This window comes from Sorangium sp. So ce385 (assembly GCF_051474135.1).
GTDB lineage: Bacteria > Myxococcota_A > Polyangia > Polyangiales > Polyangiaceae > Sorangium > Sorangium cellulosum_D.
Window position 1 is genome coordinate 7445964 of sequence record NZ_CP150337.1, and the last position, 16697, is coordinate 7462660.

Annotated in this window: 11 protein-coding genes; 6 read left to right on the forward strand and 5 right to left on the reverse strand. The window is 71.5% G+C overall.

Annotated features, from left to right (window positions below; translation table 11 throughout):
* Window positions 1-64 precede the first annotated feature (64 nt).
* Complete coding sequence (locus tag WME83_RS27035; RefSeq protein WP_437312572.1) at window positions 65-826, reverse strand: rhomboid family intramembrane serine protease; 762 nt, start codon at window positions 824-826, stop codon at window positions 65-67.
* 278 nt (window positions 827-1104) lie between these two features.
* Window positions 1105-3768, reverse strand: a complete 2664-nt coding sequence (gene bamA / locus WME83_RS27040) for an outer membrane protein assembly factor BamA (RefSeq protein WP_437312573.1) — start codon at window positions 3766-3768, stop codon at window positions 1105-1107.
* A 310-nt stretch (window positions 3769-4078) separates the two neighbouring features.
* Here bamA and WME83_RS27045 point away from each other — a divergent pair, with 310 nt between their 5' ends.
* The 3 genes from WME83_RS27045 (at window position 4079) to WME83_RS27055 (ending at window position 9419) form a co-directional block, all read left to right on the forward strand.
* On the forward strand, window positions 4079-6481 hold the full coding sequence (locus WME83_RS27045; RefSeq protein WP_437312574.1) for a DNA gyrase/topoisomerase IV subunit A: 2403 nt from the start codon (window positions 4079-4081) through the stop codon (window positions 6479-6481).
* A gap of 2 nt (window positions 6482-6483) precedes the next feature.
* On the forward strand, window positions 6484-8421 hold the full coding sequence (locus WME83_RS27050; protein ID WP_437312575.1) for a DNA gyrase/topoisomerase IV subunit B: 1938 nt from the start codon (window positions 6484-6486) through the stop codon (window positions 8419-8421).
* 404 nt (window positions 8422-8825) lie between these two features.
* Window positions 8826-9419, forward strand: coding sequence for a helix-turn-helix domain-containing protein (locus tag WME83_RS27055; RefSeq protein ID WP_437312576.1), 594 nt, complete (start codon window positions 8826-8828; stop codon window positions 9417-9419).
* A gap of 85 nt (window positions 9420-9504) precedes the next feature.
* Here WME83_RS27055 and WME83_RS27060 read toward each other — a convergent pair whose 3' ends face one another.
* Both WME83_RS27060 and WME83_RS27065 read right to left on the reverse strand, forming a co-directional pair.
* Window positions 9505-10323 carry a carbon-nitrogen hydrolase family protein gene (locus WME83_RS27060; RefSeq protein WP_437312577.1) on the reverse strand — a complete coding sequence of 273 codons (819 nt, stop codon included), beginning with the start codon at window positions 10321-10323 and terminating at the stop codon, window positions 9505-9507.
* A gap of 59 nt (window positions 10324-10382) precedes the next feature.
* Window positions 10383-11195, reverse strand: a complete 813-nt coding sequence (locus WME83_RS27065) for a hypothetical protein (RefSeq protein ID WP_437312578.1) — start codon at window positions 11193-11195, stop codon at window positions 10383-10385.
* Window positions 11196-11346: 151 nt separating this feature from the next.
* Here WME83_RS27065 and WME83_RS27070 point away from each other — a divergent pair, with 151 nt between their 5' ends.
* Both WME83_RS27070 and ligA read left to right on the forward strand, forming a co-directional pair.
* The gene (locus tag WME83_RS27070; RefSeq protein ID WP_129577022.1) at window positions 11347-11832 is read left to right on the forward strand and encodes an NUDIX hydrolase; all 486 of its coding nucleotides are present in this window, start codon (window positions 11347-11349) and stop codon (window positions 11830-11832) included.
* A gap of 13 nt (window positions 11833-11845) precedes the next feature.
* Window positions 11846-13870: an NAD-dependent DNA ligase LigA gene (gene ligA / locus WME83_RS27075; protein WP_437312579.1), complete on the forward strand. Its 2025-nt coding sequence runs from the start codon at window positions 11846-11848 to the stop codon at window positions 13868-13870.
* Between the two features lie 19 nt (window positions 13871-13889).
* On the opposite strand, the gene WME83_RS27080 is transcribed toward ligA, so the two are convergent.
* Window positions 13890-14885, reverse strand: a complete 996-nt coding sequence (locus tag WME83_RS27080; RefSeq protein ID WP_437312580.1) for a DUF2804 domain-containing protein — start codon at window positions 14883-14885, stop codon at window positions 13890-13892.
* Between the two features lie 170 nt (window positions 14886-15055).
* On the opposite strand from WME83_RS27080, the gene pruA reads away from it, so the two are divergent.
* Complete coding sequence (pruA, locus tag WME83_RS27085; RefSeq protein ID WP_437312581.1) at window positions 15056-16696, forward strand: L-glutamate gamma-semialdehyde dehydrogenase; 1641 nt, start codon at window positions 15056-15058, stop codon at window positions 16694-16696.
* Window position 16697: the final 1 nt, after the last annotated feature.

Sequence of the window (16697 nt, forward strand, 5' to 3'; positions counted from 1 at the left end):
AGCGCGCTCACGGGGCGCGAGGCGCGCGCCGCGACGGCTTCAGCGCACGCCGCGCTCGTCGCGCTTAGTTCAGGTAGCGCTTGTCCTTCGGCGGGTCCTTCTGGCCGCCGGGGATGACCCGGAGCGGGACGCCGCCGGAGCGGCCGCGCGCCGCGGGGACGCGGCGGAGCGCGGCGGACTGCGCCTGCAGCTGCCGGAAGCGCATCCGCAGGTAGAAGCGGCGCAGCGGGGAGAAGTCGCCGAAGAGGTAGCCCGCCAGCATGCCGCCGAACGGCGTGATCAGCCCCTCGGGGGGGGCGCGCATGGCGATGACGTTGAGCACCGAGAGGCCGAAGATGAAGACGAGCAGCATGGTGCCCGTCACCGGGAGGACGAAGAAGAGGCGGACCGTGGCGTGCCGGTGCGCGAGCGCCCACGCGACGGCGACGGCCTCGATCATGCCGAGCCCGCCGTAAAACACGGGCTGCGCCACCTTCGGGAAGAGCGCGCCGATCGCGACCTGGAGCGCGAACGCGAAGGCCGCGGAGCCGAACAGGAACGCCACCATGCGGCCGGGGCCCCAGCGCTCTTCGAGCGAGGTGCCGAGGAAGTACAGGCCGAGCAGCGTGGTGATGAAGTGCCACGGGTCGCTCGGGCTGTGGATGAGCGGCGCGGTGAGCAGCCGCCATACCTCGCCGTGGAGGATGCGATCGCCGATGCCGAGGAACGGCGCGAGCACGCCTTCGCCGGCGCCTCCCCAGTTCAGCCCCAGGGTGAACATCACCCAGATACAGCCGACCGCGATCATCATCCCCAGCAGGGCCTTGCCTGGCTTGGGGAACCCCATTGAGCTGTGCTCCGGGCGCATAGCTTTCCACCTAACAGCCGCGCCCCCGCCGGGCAACCCGCTGCCCCCGTACTTTACCGCGATTCGCCCCGCTCGCGGCGCCGGCGCCGGCGCCGCGACCGCGCCGCACGCAGCGCGCCATCCGGGACGCTCCGGGGCAGGGTCCGCCTGGCAGCGCGCGAGGATGCCGGGCAGCGGGCGCCGCGGGCAGCGGGCGCGCCTCCGGGCGGCGCGCGCTGGAGGCACGCACGTCCCTGCTGCGCCCGCCGACCGGCGACTCAGAAGAAGTTGCCGATGTTGAACTCGAACTTGTACGTCTCTTCGTAGGGCAACCGCTTGAACGGGAAGCCCCACTCGAAGCGCAGCGGTCCGAGCGGGGAGAACCACCGGAAGCCGAACCCCCACGAGGTGCGGACATCGAGCAGGCGCTCGAGCGAAAAGCACGGGTTCGTGACGTCGTGCGGCGAAGCGGGGGCGGCGTTGCAGTAGAGCTTCTCGAGGTTCCACGCGTTGCCGAGATCGGTGAACACCACGCCCTTGATCTGCACCGCCTCGATGAGCGGAAACTCCAGCTCGAGGTTCTGGTAGTACATCAGGTTGCCGCCGATGTTCGCGCCGTTCGCGATCGGCGCGGAGTTCGGATCGAGCGACTCGCGGAGCGGGAGGCGCGGGCCGATGTCCCGGATCTCGAAGCCGCGCACGTCGAGGATGCCGCCCAGGAAGAAGCGGGCGAAGACCGGCACGCCTTCCGGGTTGGGGCTCGTCACCATGCCGGCCTCGGTGTTCAGCTTGAGGACCAGGCTGTCCGTGATCGGGTAGTAGAACCGCCCCGTGGCGCGATACCGCAGGAACTCGTTCTGGCTGCCGAGCGCGCTGTGGGCGAGCTCCACCGAGCCCTGCAGGTAGATGCCCGACGTCGGGAAGAGCTGGTTGTTGCGCGTGTCGTAGGTGAGCGCCGGGCGGATGCTGGACGTGATCCCGTCGTTGAAGAGGTTGTAGAGCGGGAGCCGCTGGAACGTGGACCGCGGGTCCGCCGTGCCGAGGCCGGTCGTCGTCGACGACGAGATCTCGTCGTTCTCCAGCGTGTAGGTCAGCTGCGCGCGGAGCTCCGGCTCGATGAGCGGGTAGCCGATCGTGAGCGAGCCACCCGTGGAGGTCTGCGAGAACTCCTTGTAGGCACGCAGCTGGTTGTAGACGCTCACCGCCGCGGAGAACGGGCTGTCGAACAGGTACGGCTCGAAGAAGCGGACGTCGATGAGGCGCCGCAGGCCCGAGATCTGCGCCTGGAGCGAGAGCGACTGGCCGCTCCCGAGCAGGTTCGCCTGCTGGACCTGCGCCGTCGCGATGAAGCTCTCGACGCTCGAGAAGCCGGCGCCGATCTGGAAGGTGCCCGTCGGCTTCTCGCCGATGTCGACGTTGACGTTGATGTGCTGGTCGTCCTCGCCCTGCTCGGTGGAGATGTCGACCCGCTCGAAGTAGCCGAGCGCCGTGATCCGCTGCTTCGATCGCTCGAGCTTCGTCTCGCTGAAGAGCTGCCGCTCCTCCACCTCCATCTCGCGGCGGATCACCTTGTCCCGCGTCTTGGTGTTGCCGCGGATCTCGATGCGCCCGAAGTAGACGAGCTGGTTTCTGCGGATGCCGACGGAGATGTCGACCTCCCGCCGGTCCGGATCGGGCTGGGTCTCGGGCAAGGCCTCGACGTTGGCGTAGCCGGCGTCGCGGTACAGCGTCTGGATCGCGCTGAGATCCTTCGCCAGCTCGGCGCGGTTGAACCAGTCGCCCGGCTTGGCCCGCACCATCTCGCGCAGCGCCCGGCGCCCGCCGAGCGGCTCGATCTCGCGGCCGTCGGCGTCCCGCTCGTACACGCGGAGCGAGCGGATGCGGAAGCGCGGCCCCTCGTTGATCGTCAGCGTGACCTCGATGCCCGTGCGATCGGGCGTGAGCATCACCCTGGGGGTCGCGACCTGCACCGCGAGGAAGCCGCGATCGTAGTAGAGGGCGTTGATGACGAGGACGTCGCGCTCGAACGCGTCCTGGCGGAACGGACCGCCCGTGCCGAAGGCGAAGAAGCCCCCGTTCCCCGTGAGCATGACCTCCCGGAGCTCCTCGTCCGGGATGTTGTGGTTGCCGATGAAGGTGATGCGCCGGACGGTGACGGGCGCGTGCTCCTTGATGGTGAACTTGAGGGTGACCTGGTTCTCCCGCTCCGGTTTGACCTCGTAGCTGACCTCGGCGAGGAAGTAGCCCTCCTCGGCGTACTTGTCGCGGAGCTTCTGCACGCCGCGGCGGATGGCCGCGTAGCTCAGGATCGTGCCGGTCTTGATCTCGACCGAGAGCGCCTCGGTGAGGTCCTCGCTGTCGATCTCGTTGTTGCCGGAGAACTCGATGGCCTTGATGCTCGGACGCTCCCGGACGAGCACCCGCAGGCTCACCCCGTCGTCGCGGCGGGTGAGGTCGACCTCGACGTCATCGAACAGGCCGGAGTCCCAGAGCTCGCGCACGTCGCGCGCCAGCCCCTCCGGGGTGAACGGCTTGCCGACCCGCGTCTGCCCCAGGTAGACGAGCACGTCCTCGGTCGAGACGCGCCGGTTGCCAGCGACCGTGACCTGGACCACCGGTTGTCCACGGGCGAGCTCGGACTCCGTGGGCGCCACGTCGAGCGTCGGCTCGGCCGAGTCCGCGGCCCCCTGCGCAGGTGTACCGGCGCCAGGCTGGGCCCCCGCGGTCGCGTTGGCCGGGGTCGCGTTGGCCGGAGCGGACGGCTGAGCGGCGCCGGCCGGGGCGGGAGACGGTGTGGCGCCGCCCCCGGGCGGCTGCGCGCCCGGAGCTCCTCCGGGCACCTGAGCTGCCGCGAGCCGGGGCCGCATCGTCGCTGCCGCCACGAACACCAGGAAGAGGCCGAGCCAGACGAGCCGCAGCCAGCGGCCGGGGAGGCGAAGCATTGAACGGGTGCCTGTCGCGTACAAGGCGCCACCCCGTAGCCCAGCGCGACGTGAGTCTCAAGGGCGGACGCCGAAAACAGGGCGTCGCCGACGGGTCGCGCCGCGACCCCTGCGTGCGGGTCGATCTCTCGGCGATCTGACGCTATGCCAGGGGCCGCACGAGCGCAGGCGAGCACGCGCTGCCAGAAATTCCCGCGAGGCAGCCTTGACCGAGCGCGAGCCCCTGGGTAATTGCCGAGGCTCGCCAGCGTTCACCTGAACATCGGAGCACCTGTTCAACCCGGTGCCCGCGCACTCCCTGGAGTAACGCGTGTCTCGAACCCCCTCCCTTCCGTCCGACGGTGAGGCGCCTCGCAAAGGCCGCCGTGGCGGCCGGCCCGGCGACAGCGAGCCCCCGCCGCCCCCGGCGCCCGACACCTCGCTCGCCGAAGAGGCGCAGCGCCGGTACCTGAACTACGCGCTCAGCGTCATCACGTCGCGCGCGCTCCCCGACGTGCGCGACGGGCTGAAGCCGGTGCAGCGCCGCATCCTCTACGCGATGCTGCACGACCTGCACCTCGGGCCGGACGCGAAGTACCGGAAGAGCGCGGCGGTCGTCGGCGACGTGATGGGCAAGTACCACCCGCACGGCGACGTCGCGATCTACGACGCGATGGTCCGGCTGGCGCAGGACTTCGTGATGCGGGCGCCGCTCATCGCCGGCCACGGGAACTTCGGCTCCGTGGACGGCGATGCGCCGGCGGCGATGCGTTACACCGAGGCGAAGCTCCGCCCCCTCGCGCTGGAGCTGCTCAGCGAGCTCGGCCAGCGCACCGTGGACTTCCGGCCGAACTACGACGGCACCCGCTTCGAGCCGATCGTCCTCCCGTCCCGCTTCCCGAACCTGCTCGTGAACGGCTCGCAGGGGATCGCGGTCGGGATGGCGACGAGCATCCCGCCGCACAACCTGGGCGAGGTCATCGACGCGTGCGTCGCGCTGATCGAGAACCGCGAGCTCACCACGCAGCGGCTCTTGTCGTACGTGAAGGGGCCCGACTTCCCGACCGGGGGCCAGCTGCACGCGACGAAGAAGGAGCTCGAGGCCGTCTACGCGTCCGGCCAGGGCTCGCTGAAGCTCCGCGGCGAGTGGCAGCTGGAGGAGGGCGACGGCAAGCGCGGCGCCGCGCCGCAGCTCGTGATCACCTCGATCCCGTACGGGATCGAGCGGAAGGCCATCGTCGAGAAGATCGCCGAGGTCATCCTCTCGAAGAAGCTGCCGACGCTCGTGGACGTGCGCGACGAGTCGACCGGCGAGGTGCGCATCGTGATGGAGCTCAAGCGCGGCGCCGACGCGCAGCTCGTGATGGCGTACCTCTACAAACAGACGCCGCTCGCGATCAACGTGCAGGTCAACCTCACCTGCCTCGTGCCCACCGACAACGCGGAGATCGCCGCGCCGCGGCGGCTCGGCCTGCACGAGATCCTGACGAAGTTCCTCGACTTCCGCTACGCGACGGTGACGCGGCGGCTCGAGTTCGAGCTCGGCGAGCTGCGGCGGCGGATCACGATCCTCGAGGGGTTCGAGAAGATCTTCGACGCGCTCGACGAGGTCATCCGGATCATCCGCAAGAGCGAGGGCAAGGCCGACGCGGCCGACAAGCTGATGAAGCGCTTCACCCTGAGCGAGGAGCAGACGGACGCGATCCTCGAGCTCAAGCTCTACCGGCTGGCGCGCCTCGAGATCCTGCTCGTGCAGAAGGATCTCGCCGAGAAGCGCGCCGAGGCGAAGCGGATCGAGGGGCTGCTCAAGAGCGACGCGAAGCGCTGGGCGATCGTCCGCGACGAGCTCGTCGAGATCAAGGGCTCCTACGGCGAGAAGCGCCGCACGAAGGTGGTCGGCTCGATCGACGAGCCCGAGTACCAGGCGGAAGATTTCATCGTGGCCGAGGACGCGAACGTCATCCTCTCGGCGCAGGGCTGGGTGAAGCGGGTGCGCGAGGTGAAGGATCTCTCCTCGACGCGCATCCGCGAGGGCGACAGCGTGCTCGCGGCGGTGGCCGGCTCGACGCGGTCGACGGTCGCGTTCTTCTCGAACCTCGGCGCGTGCTACGTCTGCCGCATCCACGACGTGCCGCAGTCGACCGGCTACGGCGATCCCGTGCAGAAGCTGTTCAAGCTGGCGGACGGCGAGCGGATGATCGCGATGCTCTCCTTCGACCCGAGGGCGCTCGACGTCCCCGCGCCCACGCCGGACTCCGCCGAGCCGGAGCCGCCGTTCGCGCTCGCGATCACCCGCGGGGGCCTCGGCTTCCGGTTCTCGCTGCGGCCGCACCGCGACCCGTCGACGCGCTCGGGGCGCCGCTTCGCCAAGCTGAACGAGGGCGACGAGGTGCTCTTCGTCCACGCGGTGGACGGCGCCGATCGGGTGCTCTGCGCCTCGAGCGACGCCTGGGCGCTCAGCGTGGCCGTGGAGGAGCTCGCGCTGCTCTCCGGCCCGGGCAAGGGCTCGGTCGTCATGCGGGTCGCCGAAGGCGAGCGCCTGGTCGGCGCCGCGCTCGCCCTCGGGCCGAACGACGCGCTCACGGTCGAGACGGAGAAGGGCAAGACGCTCGAGATCGCCGCGAGCAAGATCGCCGGCCCGCGCGGCACCCAGGGCGAGCCTGTCGCGCGACGCGACCGCTTCGTCCGCGTGGTGCCGCCGGCCGTCGTCGTACCGACGCTGGAGGTGAGCTGAACATGGCCGCCACGAATCCCCCCGTCCGCGCCGCGTCCGGCGCGCGTTACACGGCCGCTGACATCGAGGTGCTCGAGGGGCTGGAGCCCGTCCGCAAGCGCCCCGCCATGTACATCGGCGGCACCGACGTCAGGGGCTACCACCACCTGCTCTGGGAGATCGTCGACAACGCCGTCGACGAGGCGATCAACGGGCACGCGAAGCGGATCGAGGTGACGCTCGACGCCGATCTCCAGGGCGTGACCGTGACCGACGACGGCCGCGGCATGCCCGTCGACGTGCACCCCCGGTACAAGCGCCCCGCGCTCGAGCTCATCCTCTGCACGCTGCACGCGGGCGGGAAGTTCGGGAGCGACAACTACAAGGTCTCGGGCGGCCTCCACGGCGTCGGCTCAAGCGTCGTCAACGCGCTCTCGGAGCTCGTCGAGGTCCGGGTGATGCGCGACGGCTTCGAGCACCAGCAGACGTTCTCGCGCGGCGCGCCGATCAGCAAGCTCAAGAAGGGCGCGCCCACCCGCAAGCACGGCACGAGCATCCATTTCCGGCCGGATCCGGAGATCTTCGGGCAGGGCCGGCGGTTCGATCCCGAGACCATCCGCGAGCGCCTGGAGGCCAAGGCGTACCTCCACGGAGGGCTCGCGATCGCGTTCCGCGATCTCTCGTCCGGGGAGTCGCTCGAGCTCCTTCACCCGAACGGCATCGCGGACTTCCTGCCGAAGCTGGTCGCCCAGCGCGGCAAGGCGGTGACGCACCCATCCATCTTCTACGTCGCGCGCGAGGGCGAGATCCGGCTGGAGGCCGCGCTCCAGTGGACGGAGTCGACCGACGACTACGTGAAGTCGTACGTCAACGGCATCCCCACGCACGCGGGCGGCGCGCACGAGTCCGGCTTCAGCACCGCGATCGTGAAGGCGGTCCGCGCCTTCATGGACGCGAAGAAGATCCAGCCGAAGGGCGTGACGCTGACGGCCGACGACATCCGCGAGGGGATCGTGAGCGTCCTGTCCATCTACATCCAGGACCCTCAGTTCCAGGGGCAGACCAAGGATCGGCTCAACAACCCCGAGGCAGGCCCGGCGGTCGAGGGCATGGTCCGGCCCGCGCTCGAGCAGTGGCTGCTCCACAACGGCACGGCCGGCGAGTCGATCGTGGCCCGGGCGATCCTGGCGGCGCGCGCCAGGGAGGCGCGGCGCGAGGCGACCCAGCAGGTCCTGCGCAAGACGCCGGTGTCGCATCGGCTCAACCTGCCGGGCAAGCTCGCCGACTGCGCCTCGACCGATCCCAGCGAGAGCGAGCTCTTCATCGTCGAGGGCGACAGCGCAGGCGGCTCCGCGAAGCAGGGCCGGGATCGCCGGACGCAGGCGATCCTCCCGCTGCGCGGCAAGGTGCTCAACGCGGAGCAGGCCTCCACCTCGAAGGTGCTCGGCAACAAGGAGCTCCAGGACATCGTGAGCGCGCTGGGCTGCGGGTTCGGCAAGGACTTCGACGCGTCCAAGTTGCGTTACGGCAGGATTTTTCTGCTGATGGACGCCGACAGCGACGGCCAGCACATCGCGACGCTGCTGCTGACGTTCTTCTACCGGCACCTGCCCGGCCTGCTCCGCGGCGGGCACGTGTTCCTCGCGCAGCCGCCGCTCTACAGGATCGACGTCGGCAAGGAGACGCACTGGGCCCTCGACGACGCAGAGCGCGACCGGGTCCTCGCGAAGCTCCCCAAGACAGCCAAGGCGGATATTTCTCGCTTCAAGGGACTCGGCGAGATGCCCGCAGAGGACCTCAAGGCGACGACGCTCGACATCCGCCGCCGACGCGCGCTCCGCGTCGTGATCGAGGGAGAGATCGAGACCGATCGCATCCTGAACGAGCTGATGGGCAAGGACGCGCAGGCGCGCTTCCGCTTCATCATGGAGCGCGCCCCGAACGCCGAGATCGACGTGTGACGTCGACCCCGCGCCCCAGAGGTCGCGGCGCCTCCGCGCGCGGACGCGAACCTCATTGGATGCACGAACGCGCGCTCGTATTCATCCTCTGACAGACACGAGATCGCCGCGACGATGTCGCGATGCGTGCGACCGCCGAGGCGTGCGTGCGTGCGGCGTGCGCCGCACAGGCACGTTGTGCCAGGCACGGGTGACCTCTGGCGACTGTGCCACGTGAACGGTGGGCCACACCCCCCATGACATCGCGCGCAGGTTGACGAGCAAACGCGGCGTTTTGCGCTGTGGGCGCCGATTCACCTGAGCCAGCAGCGTTGCGTCAGCTTGCGGCCTACCGGTTGCAATACGTCGCGCCGATGGCCGCGATGACCGCGGCACATCGCCCTTACACCGCTGGAGAGGTACTCGTGACGACTGCGCTTCCCATCTCGACTCCGATCGCACCCTCCTCGTCCCACAGCACGCCGGCCGCACGCTCCCTGTCGGTCTCGGCCTCGCCCATCGCAGCCTCGAGCGGCGCGTCGGCCGCACGGCCCGCGGCGCTCCCCACGTCCGGCGCCGCGGCGCCGAGCTACAGCGCGCCCCCCCTGCGCGAGCGCGCTGCAGCCACCATCGCCTCGCGCTCCACCCCGCCGCCGCGCTCGGGGGGCCCGCTCCCGCGCAGCACCTCGGAGCGCCTCCTGCTCGGCCGTGATCGCATCCGCAGCGCCGCCGAAGGTGGCCAGAGGATCCGTTCCTACGAGGTCGCGCTCGACCTCGATCTGTCCGAGTTTCACTTCGCGCGGCTCTTCCGCGCCGCCTTCGGGCTATCGCCCCACGTCTACTACGACGAGGTGCGTGCGGAGCGCGCCCGCGCGCTTCTACGCGACGGGCTCACCGAGGGGGAGGTCGCCCGCCGCATCGGCTTCCGCCGGCCGGCGGAGCTCCGGGCCCTCCTGTCGAAGCGCGGCGGCGCGGTGCCCCCGGCCGGCGAGGCGGAGAGCGACGCCTCGGCCGAGTGAACGGACGCAAGACGTCGGCCACGCGAAGCGCCGGAACCACCACGCCCCGGCGCGAGACAAAGTGCTTACCCCCATGACATCGCGATCAGAGTCGCCTGTGCTTGAGCGACGGTAGATTCGCCCTGACTCGCTCGAGATAGGCGGGATCGAGCATCGCCATCGCGATCCCCTCCCCTTCGGACGCCTGGGCGATCACCTCACCCCACGGGTCGATCACGCACGACTTTCCGAACGTCGCCCGCGCGCCGGGGTGCTTGCCCCACTGGGCTGCGGCCACGACGTACGCCTGGGCCTCGATGGCCCGCGCGCGGAGCAGGACCAGCCAGTGGTCCTTGCCCGTGAGCAGCGTGAACGCCGCGGGGACGACGATCGCCTCGGCGCCCGCCGACGAGAGCGCGCGGTAGAGCTCCGGGAAGCGGACGTCGTAGCAGATCGACAACCCGACCTTCACGCCGTCGATCTCGGTGACGACGGGGGCATCGCCGGCGGTCGTCGACGCCGACTCGCGGTACTTCGTGCCATCGGCGATCTCGACGTCGAAGAGGTGAATCTTCCGGTAGCGGGCGGTGAGCCGGCCGTCGGGTCCGAAGACCGCGCAGGTGTTGTACGGCCTCGCCGCGTCGGGCGCGCGCTCGGGGAAGCCGCCGGCCACGAGGGTCACCCGAGCGGATCGCGCCGCGTCGGCGAGGCGGCGCGCGATGGGACCGCCGCCGGCGTCGAGGTCCTCCGCGATGTGGCGCTTTCCCTCCTCGCTGCCCATGTACGCGAAGTTCTCGGGCAGCACGACCGTCGTCGCGCCACGGCTCGCCGCCTCCGCGATGCGCGCCTCGATCCGCGCCAGGTTGTCGCTCACGTTCTCCTGACTGGAGAGCTGAAGGGCCGCCCAGATCACCGGTTTCTGCATGCGGCAAGCCTACCGCACGAGGCGCCGGAGCGGAGACCGCGCGAGCGAGGGCGCGGAGCTCACCGGGTTCCTCGTCCTGCGAGCGTGCGCGCTCCCCCGCCGGCGCCCGCTTCCCCGCCGGCACCCGCAGCTCCGCTACCTCCCGCTTCCCCGCCGGCGCCTGAAGCTCCGCCGCCGCCCGCAGCTCCGCCGCCGCCCGCAGCTCCGCCGGCGCCCGCAGCTCCGCCGCCGCCCGCAGCTCCGCCGCCGCCCGCAGCTCCGCCGCCGCCCGCAGCTCCGCCGGCGCCCGCAGCTCCGCCGCCGCCCGCAGCTCCACCGGTGCCAGCGCCCCCGGCGCCGGGCTCGGCGCACTCGAGCGGCGCGTCGTAGTAGGCGCACCTCGCGGCGCACGCGGCGCACACGCAGGCGAGCACCTGCTGGAAGGCCAGATGCGCGGCGCCCGCGTCGTCCGGGAACACGCACGCCACCTGGCAGCCCTTGTCGTGACCGCAGCCCTTGAGGCACCCGCTGATCGGCCTGCAACCGGGCTCGGCGTCGCACGCCGCGAGCTGCGCCTCGCAGCGCGCGCCGCGCGAGGCGTGCTCGTTGAAGCAATCGCCGCAGGGCCCGGCCTCGCCGCCGTACGCGGCGACGCACTCGCAGAGGTTCGACGGCCGCGGCCCCTCGTCCACGCCCGCATCCGGCGCCGCGCCGCCGGATGCGCCCGCGCCGATCGACTCGCCGGCAGGAGGGCGCGGCGGGGGGAGCCGCTCTTCGGTGCAGCTCGGAAGCGACGCGAGCGCGAGCGCGGCGCCCCACGCCATCGCGCCACGGCGGACAACGCGGCCGTACGATCCGACAGGAGCGCGCAGCGCCCTCTCCACGAACGACATGATGGTGCGAGCGTAGCCTGCCCCTCACCCGGGGCCGAGCCGAGCCGCGCGGCTCACGGCCGTCCGAGAGGATCGGCCGAGGTCGCACGGAACCCTCTCCCGGTAGGCGCCGATCGCTTCTATGCTTTGCTGACACGTCGCAAAAATTCTCATGGAAATCGCTCCCCTTTCGTTGATGCCGCGCTCCGTCCTCGCCCTGGCCAAGGAGGTCGCGCGGGCGTTGCTCCGGCGGCCCGTCGTCGGGATCGCCGCCGCCGCGCAGACCGCCGACGGCCGGTGGCTGCTCATCCGCCGCAGCGACACCGGAACCTGGGCGCTCCCAGGAGGAACCCTGGAGTGGGGCGAGACGCTCCGCGACAGCATCGTGCGGGAGCTCGCCGAAGAGGCCGGCGTCACCGAGGTCGAGCTCGGGCGGGTCGTGGGCGTGTACTCGCGGCCCGATCGCGACGTCCGTTTCCACGCGGTGACGGTCGTCGTCGCCGCCCGGATCGGCGCGCCCACGCGCCCTCCCCAGAACCCGCTCGAGATCCGCGAGGTGCGGTTGTTCCGCGACGACGAGCTCCCGGCCGAGCTCGCGATGGGCATGGGGGACCTCCTCGCCGCCGCCCGGCGCGCCGGCGAGGCGGAGCTCGAGTGAGCCGAGGCAAGCGATGACGCAGGCACACCACGACGAGGCCGGAGCGCGCAATCCGCTGCAGGGCGGGCTCGCGACGGATCCGAAGCACAAGGCCAGGATCGATGAGCTCGCCGAGCGCATCGAGAAATACAGGGCGAGCTACTACGCAGGGCACCCGGAGATCTCGGACGCCGCGTTCGACGCCCTCGAGGACGAGCTCCGCGCCCTGGATCCCACGCACCCGGTGCTCGCCCGGGTCGGCTCCGCCTCCCTCATCACGGAGTGGGAGAAGGCGCGGCACGAGATCCCGATGGGCTCGCTCAACAAGGTCGTCTCCGAGGACGAGCTCCGGGCCTGGGTCGCCCGCTGCGACGAGATCCTCGCGAAGGACGGGCACGACGGCGACGGCGCGGCGCAGCCGGCGAGCTCCGGCCGCGCGAGCGTCGCGGACGACCTGTTCGTCGCGGAGAAGCTCGACGGCATCTCCATCGAGGTCATCTACAAGGGCGGCAAGCTCGTCGACGCCATCACCCGCGGCGACGGCGAGTGGGGCGAGCGGATCACCGCGAACGTCGCGAGGATGAAGGGCGTCCCCTCGCGGATCCGGGAGCGGGGGCGGCTGTCCGTGCGCGGCGAGATCATCCTCCGCCTCTCGGACATGAAGCGCTACTTCCCCGGCGTCACCAGCCCGCGCAACATGGCCGCGGGCGCCGCCAAGCGGTTCGACGGCCAGGGGGCGGAGCACTGCACGGTGCTGTTCTACGACGTCGCCGAGCACCTCGAGATCCCGACGTGCCGGGCGCGCTTCGCGTGGCTGCGCGAGCTCGGCTTCGCGACGCCGCAGACCGCGCACGGCGACGTCGAGGACGTCGTGAAGCTCTACCGGCGGTACTCGAGCGAGCTCCGCGCGGGCCTCGACTACGAGATCGACGGGCTCGTCGTGTACGTGGACTCGCTCCACCTCCAGGGGTTGCTCGGCGACGTCAACCGGCGGCCGCGCGGCGCCGTCGCCTTCAAGTTCGCGTCGCCCGCGAAGGTGACGACGGTCGTGGCGATCCAGTGGGACACCGGGCCGAGCGGGCGCGTCACGCCGGTGGCGATCGTCGAGCCGGTGGAGCTCGCCGGCGCCAACGTCCGGCGCGCGTCGCTGCACAACGCGGCCAACGTGCGGAGCCTCGGCATCGGGGTGGGCGACGAGGTGCTGGTCTCGCGCCGCAACGACGTGATTCCGTACGTCGAGGAGGTCGTCGAGAAGCGCGGCCCCGTCGCGGTCCCGCCGTCGGTCTGCCCGGTCTGCATCGCGCCGCTGGTCGTCGAGGGCGAGTACCTGCTCTGCCGGAACGCCGCGTGCCGCGCCCTCATCGAGGGGCGCATCCACAACTGGATCGACGCCATCGGCGCGCTCGAGTGGGGCGACAAGCTGATCGAGCAGGTGGTGGCCGCGGGCCTCGTGCGAGAGCCGCTCGACCTCTACAAGCTCACGGTCAAGGACATCGCAGAGCTCGATCGGCGCGGCGAGAAGAGCGCCACGAAGTGCCTCGACCAGCTGAAGAGCCGGCTGCCGCTCACGCTGCCGATCTTCCTCGCGGCGCTCGGCATCGAGGGGTTCGCGATCCAGACCGCGCGGCTGCTCGTGTCGGCCGGGTACACCACGATCGAGAAGCTCCTCGCGGCCGGCGAGGACGAGCTCGCCGGCATCCCGGGGCTCGGCGCCATCAAGGCCGCGAGCATCGTCCGCGGGCTGCGCGCCCGCAGCGACGAGATCGCGCGGCTGCTCGCCGGCGGCATCGTGCCGGTCGCCCCCGAGGCCGAGGGGCCGCTCGCCGGCCTCACGTTCTGCTTCACCGGCGCGGCCACGCGCTCCCGCGGGGAGCTCACCCACCTCGTCGAGTCGAACGGCGGCCGGGTGCTGAACAGCGTCACGAAGGAGCTCAACTACCTCGTCCTCGCCGACGTGGCGTCCGCGTCGAGCAAGGCGGTCAAGGCACGGAAGTACGGCACCAAGCTCATCACCGAGGACGACCTCGACAAGCTCATCGCCGAGCGCCGCGGCGGCTGACCGGGGCGAGCCGCCGGAGCTACCAGGTGATGACCTGGTCCTCCGTCACGCCGAGCACGTCCCGGAGCTCGAGGTGCCGCCCCTCCGGGAGGCGGATCGTGCCCGAGTAGAGCCCGATCGGCTGCATGAACTCCGAGGCGACCAGGCCGAGGTTCGTGTGGTTCGAGTGCGCCGCGCCAGGGACGAACCGGAGGTCCACGGCGCCGTCCACGGTCCGGACGTGCCACGGATCGAGCGGCCGCGCCGCGTCGAAGGTGAACCGGCCCTCGGCGAGCGGGATCAGGTCGCCGTCGAGCCAGATCGCGCACTCGGCGTCGCCGATGAACCCCTCGCCCACGTTGAGACCGACGCGCTCGCCGCTCTCGGCGCGGCCCAGCGCGAGGGCCCAGCGCCAGGTCGTGCGGCGCGGCAGGAGGCCGCTCGTGTAGTCGTAGCTGGCGAGCGCGCCGTCGAGCGAGATCCGGCGACCGAGCACCGACGCCTCGCCCTCGACGCCGAGGAGGAGCCGCTTCTCGGTCGCGATGAGGACGCCGCCCGGCGCCTCGGCGATCGCGGAGAGCGCCTGCGGGGCCGCGCGGGTGGAGAGCCGCGCCGTGAGCTCGAGCCCGCGGAACGCGGCGGTCACCGCGCCCCTCGCCTCCTCGCGCGGGCGCTCGATCCGCACCTGCGCGGGGGGCAGCCACGCGCGCGCGGAGCCGCCCGCGTCGCCCACGCTCGCCGAGAAGGGAGGGCAGAACGTCGAGCGATCGGCGAGCAGCCGCCGGCCCACCTTGTCGAACGCGACGCCGAACGTGATCGCGAGGTAGCCGAGGTGCACGACCGCCACGGCGATGAAGACCTCGTCGGACGCGATCGCGACGTACGTCCACCGCTTGTGCTTGAGCAGGCGATCGAGCCCGCGCACCGCGAGCGGGCTCAGGTCGACGCGAGGGAGCTCGCCCCGGTAGGACCCGACGCGCGCCGCTGCCGTGATCGGATCGAGGATCGCGTCGGGCGGCGTGACGAGCTCGCGCATCGCACGAGCGTAGCGACGGCGCGGTCGGCGCCCAAGGCGGGCGGCGCCTGAACATGGCATCCGCGAAATGCGGCGAGCGCTGTCCTGCGCAGCCATCCTGCTCACGCCGAGGCTCGGATCGGCTGCGCCGGAGCGCTGCGCGCCCGCGCCTCCCCCGCTAGACTCGCGTCATGATCGACGCCATCGCCACGCCACCGAGCCCCCAGAACGAGCCCGTCCTCGCGTACGCCCCCGGCAGCCCCGAGCGCGCGGCCCTCAAGGCGGAGCTCGATCGCCGGTCGCGGGAGACGATCGACATCCCGATGGTCATCGACGGCGAGGCGGTCCGGACCGGAGCGCTCGACGAGGTCCGCGCGCCGCACCGGCGCGATCTCCTCCTCGCCCGCGCGCACCAGGGCGGCGCCGAGCACGTCGCGCGCGCGATCGAGGCCGCCAAGCGAGCGCACCGCGCGTGGTCGCGGACGCCGTGGACAGAGCGCGCCGCCGTCTTCCTCAAGGCGGCCGAGCTGCTCGCGACCCGGTACCGCCCCGCGCTGAACGCGGCGACCATGCTCGGCCAGAGCAAGACGGCGTACCAGGCGGAGATCGACTCGGCCTGCGAGCTCATCGATTTCTTCCGCTACAACGTCCACTTCGCGCACCGGATCGCGGCGGAGCAGCCGGCGAGCGCGCCCGGCATCTGGAACCTCGCCGAGCCTCGCCCGCTCGAGGGCTTCGTCTTCGCGGCGACGCCGTTCAACTTCACCGCGATCGCGGGCAACCTGTGCGCGGCCCCGGCGCTGATGGGCAACACCGTGGTCTGGAAGCCGTCGGCGAACGCGCTCTACGCCGCGCATTTCGTGATGGAGCTCCTCATCGAGGCGGGCCTGCCGCGCGGCGTCGTCAACCTCGTCATGGGTCCGCCCGAGCTCGTGTCGAACGCGTGCATCGATCACCCGGACTTCGCCGGCATCCACTTCACGGGATCGACCGCGGTCTTCCAGTCGATCTGGCGCCGCATCGGGGAGAACATCGGGCGCTACCGCAGCTACCCGCGCATCGTGGGCGAGACCGGCGGCAAGGACTTCGTGTTCGCGCACGCGAGCGCCGACGTCGACGCGCTCGCCGTGGCGCTCGTCCGGGGGGCGTACGAGTACCAGGGGCAGAAGTGCTCGGCCGCGTCGCGCGCGTACATCCCCCGCTCGCTCTGGCCGGCCCTCAAGGACCGGCTCGCGGGCCACATCCAGGCCATCCGCGTGGGGGACGTCGCCGACTTCCGCAACTTCATGGGCGCGGTGATCGACGGGCGCGCTCACGCCCGGCTCACCGGGCGCATCGCCGAGGCGAAGGCGGACGCGGCGTGCTCGCTCGTGTGCGGCGGCGGCGCGCGCGCGCACGACGGGAGCGACGGCTGGTTCGTGGAGCCGACGCTGATCGAGACCACGGATCCGCGCCACCCGCTGATGACCGAGGAGCTGTTCGGCCCGGTGCTGACGGTCTGGGTCTACCCCGACGGCGAGGAGGACAAGGCGCTCGCGCTCTGCGACGAGACGTCGCCGTACGGCCTCACGGGCGCCGTGTTCGCGCGGGACCGCGCGTTCATCGAGGCGGCGAGCGACGCGCTCCGCTTCGCGGCGGGCAATTTCTACATCAACGACAAGCCGACGGGCGCCGTCGTCGGGCAACAGCCGTTCGGCGGCGGCCGCGCCTCCGGCACGAACGACAAGGCGGGCAGCCTGTTCAACCTGCTCCGGTGGGTCTCGCCGAGGGTCGTGAAGGAGACGTTCGCCCCGCCGCGCGCGGTCCCCTACCCGTTCATGGCCGCCGAATAAG

Excerpts from the sequence above, each read along its gene's own strand:
- WME83_RS27035 (WP_437312572.1), bottom strand. The coding sequence starts at position 826 with ATGGGGTTCCCCAAGCCAGGCAAGGCCCTGCTGGGGATGATGATCGCG.
- bamA (WP_437312573.1), bottom strand. The coding sequence starts at position 3,768 with ATGCTTCGCCTCCCCGGCCGCTGGCTGCGGCTCGTCTGGCTCGGCCTC.
- WME83_RS27050 (WP_437312575.1), top strand. The coding sequence starts at position 6,484 with ATGGCCGCCACGAATCCCCCCGTCCGCGCCGCGTCCGGCGCGCGTTAC.
- WME83_RS27060 (WP_437312577.1), bottom strand. The coding sequence starts at position 10,323 with ATGCAGAAACCGGTGATCTGGGCGGCCCTTCAGCTCTCCAGTCAGGAG.
- WME83_RS27065 (WP_437312578.1), bottom strand. The coding sequence starts at position 11,195 with ATGTCGTTCGTGGAGAGGGCGCTGCGCGCTCCTGTCGGATCGTACGGC.
- WME83_RS27070 (WP_129577022.1), top strand. The coding sequence starts at position 11,347 with ATGGAAATCGCTCCCCTTTCGTTGATGCCGCGCTCCGTCCTCGCCCTG.
- ligA (WP_437312579.1), top strand. The coding sequence starts at position 11,846 with ATGACGCAGGCACACCACGACGAGGCCGGAGCGCGCAATCCGCTGCAG.
- WME83_RS27080 (WP_437312580.1), bottom strand. The coding sequence starts at position 14,885 with ATGCGCGAGCTCGTCACGCCGCCCGACGCGATCCTCGATCCGATCACG.
- pruA (WP_437312581.1), top strand. The coding sequence starts at position 15,056 with ATGATCGACGCCATCGCCACGCCACCGAGCCCCCAGAACGAGCCCGTC.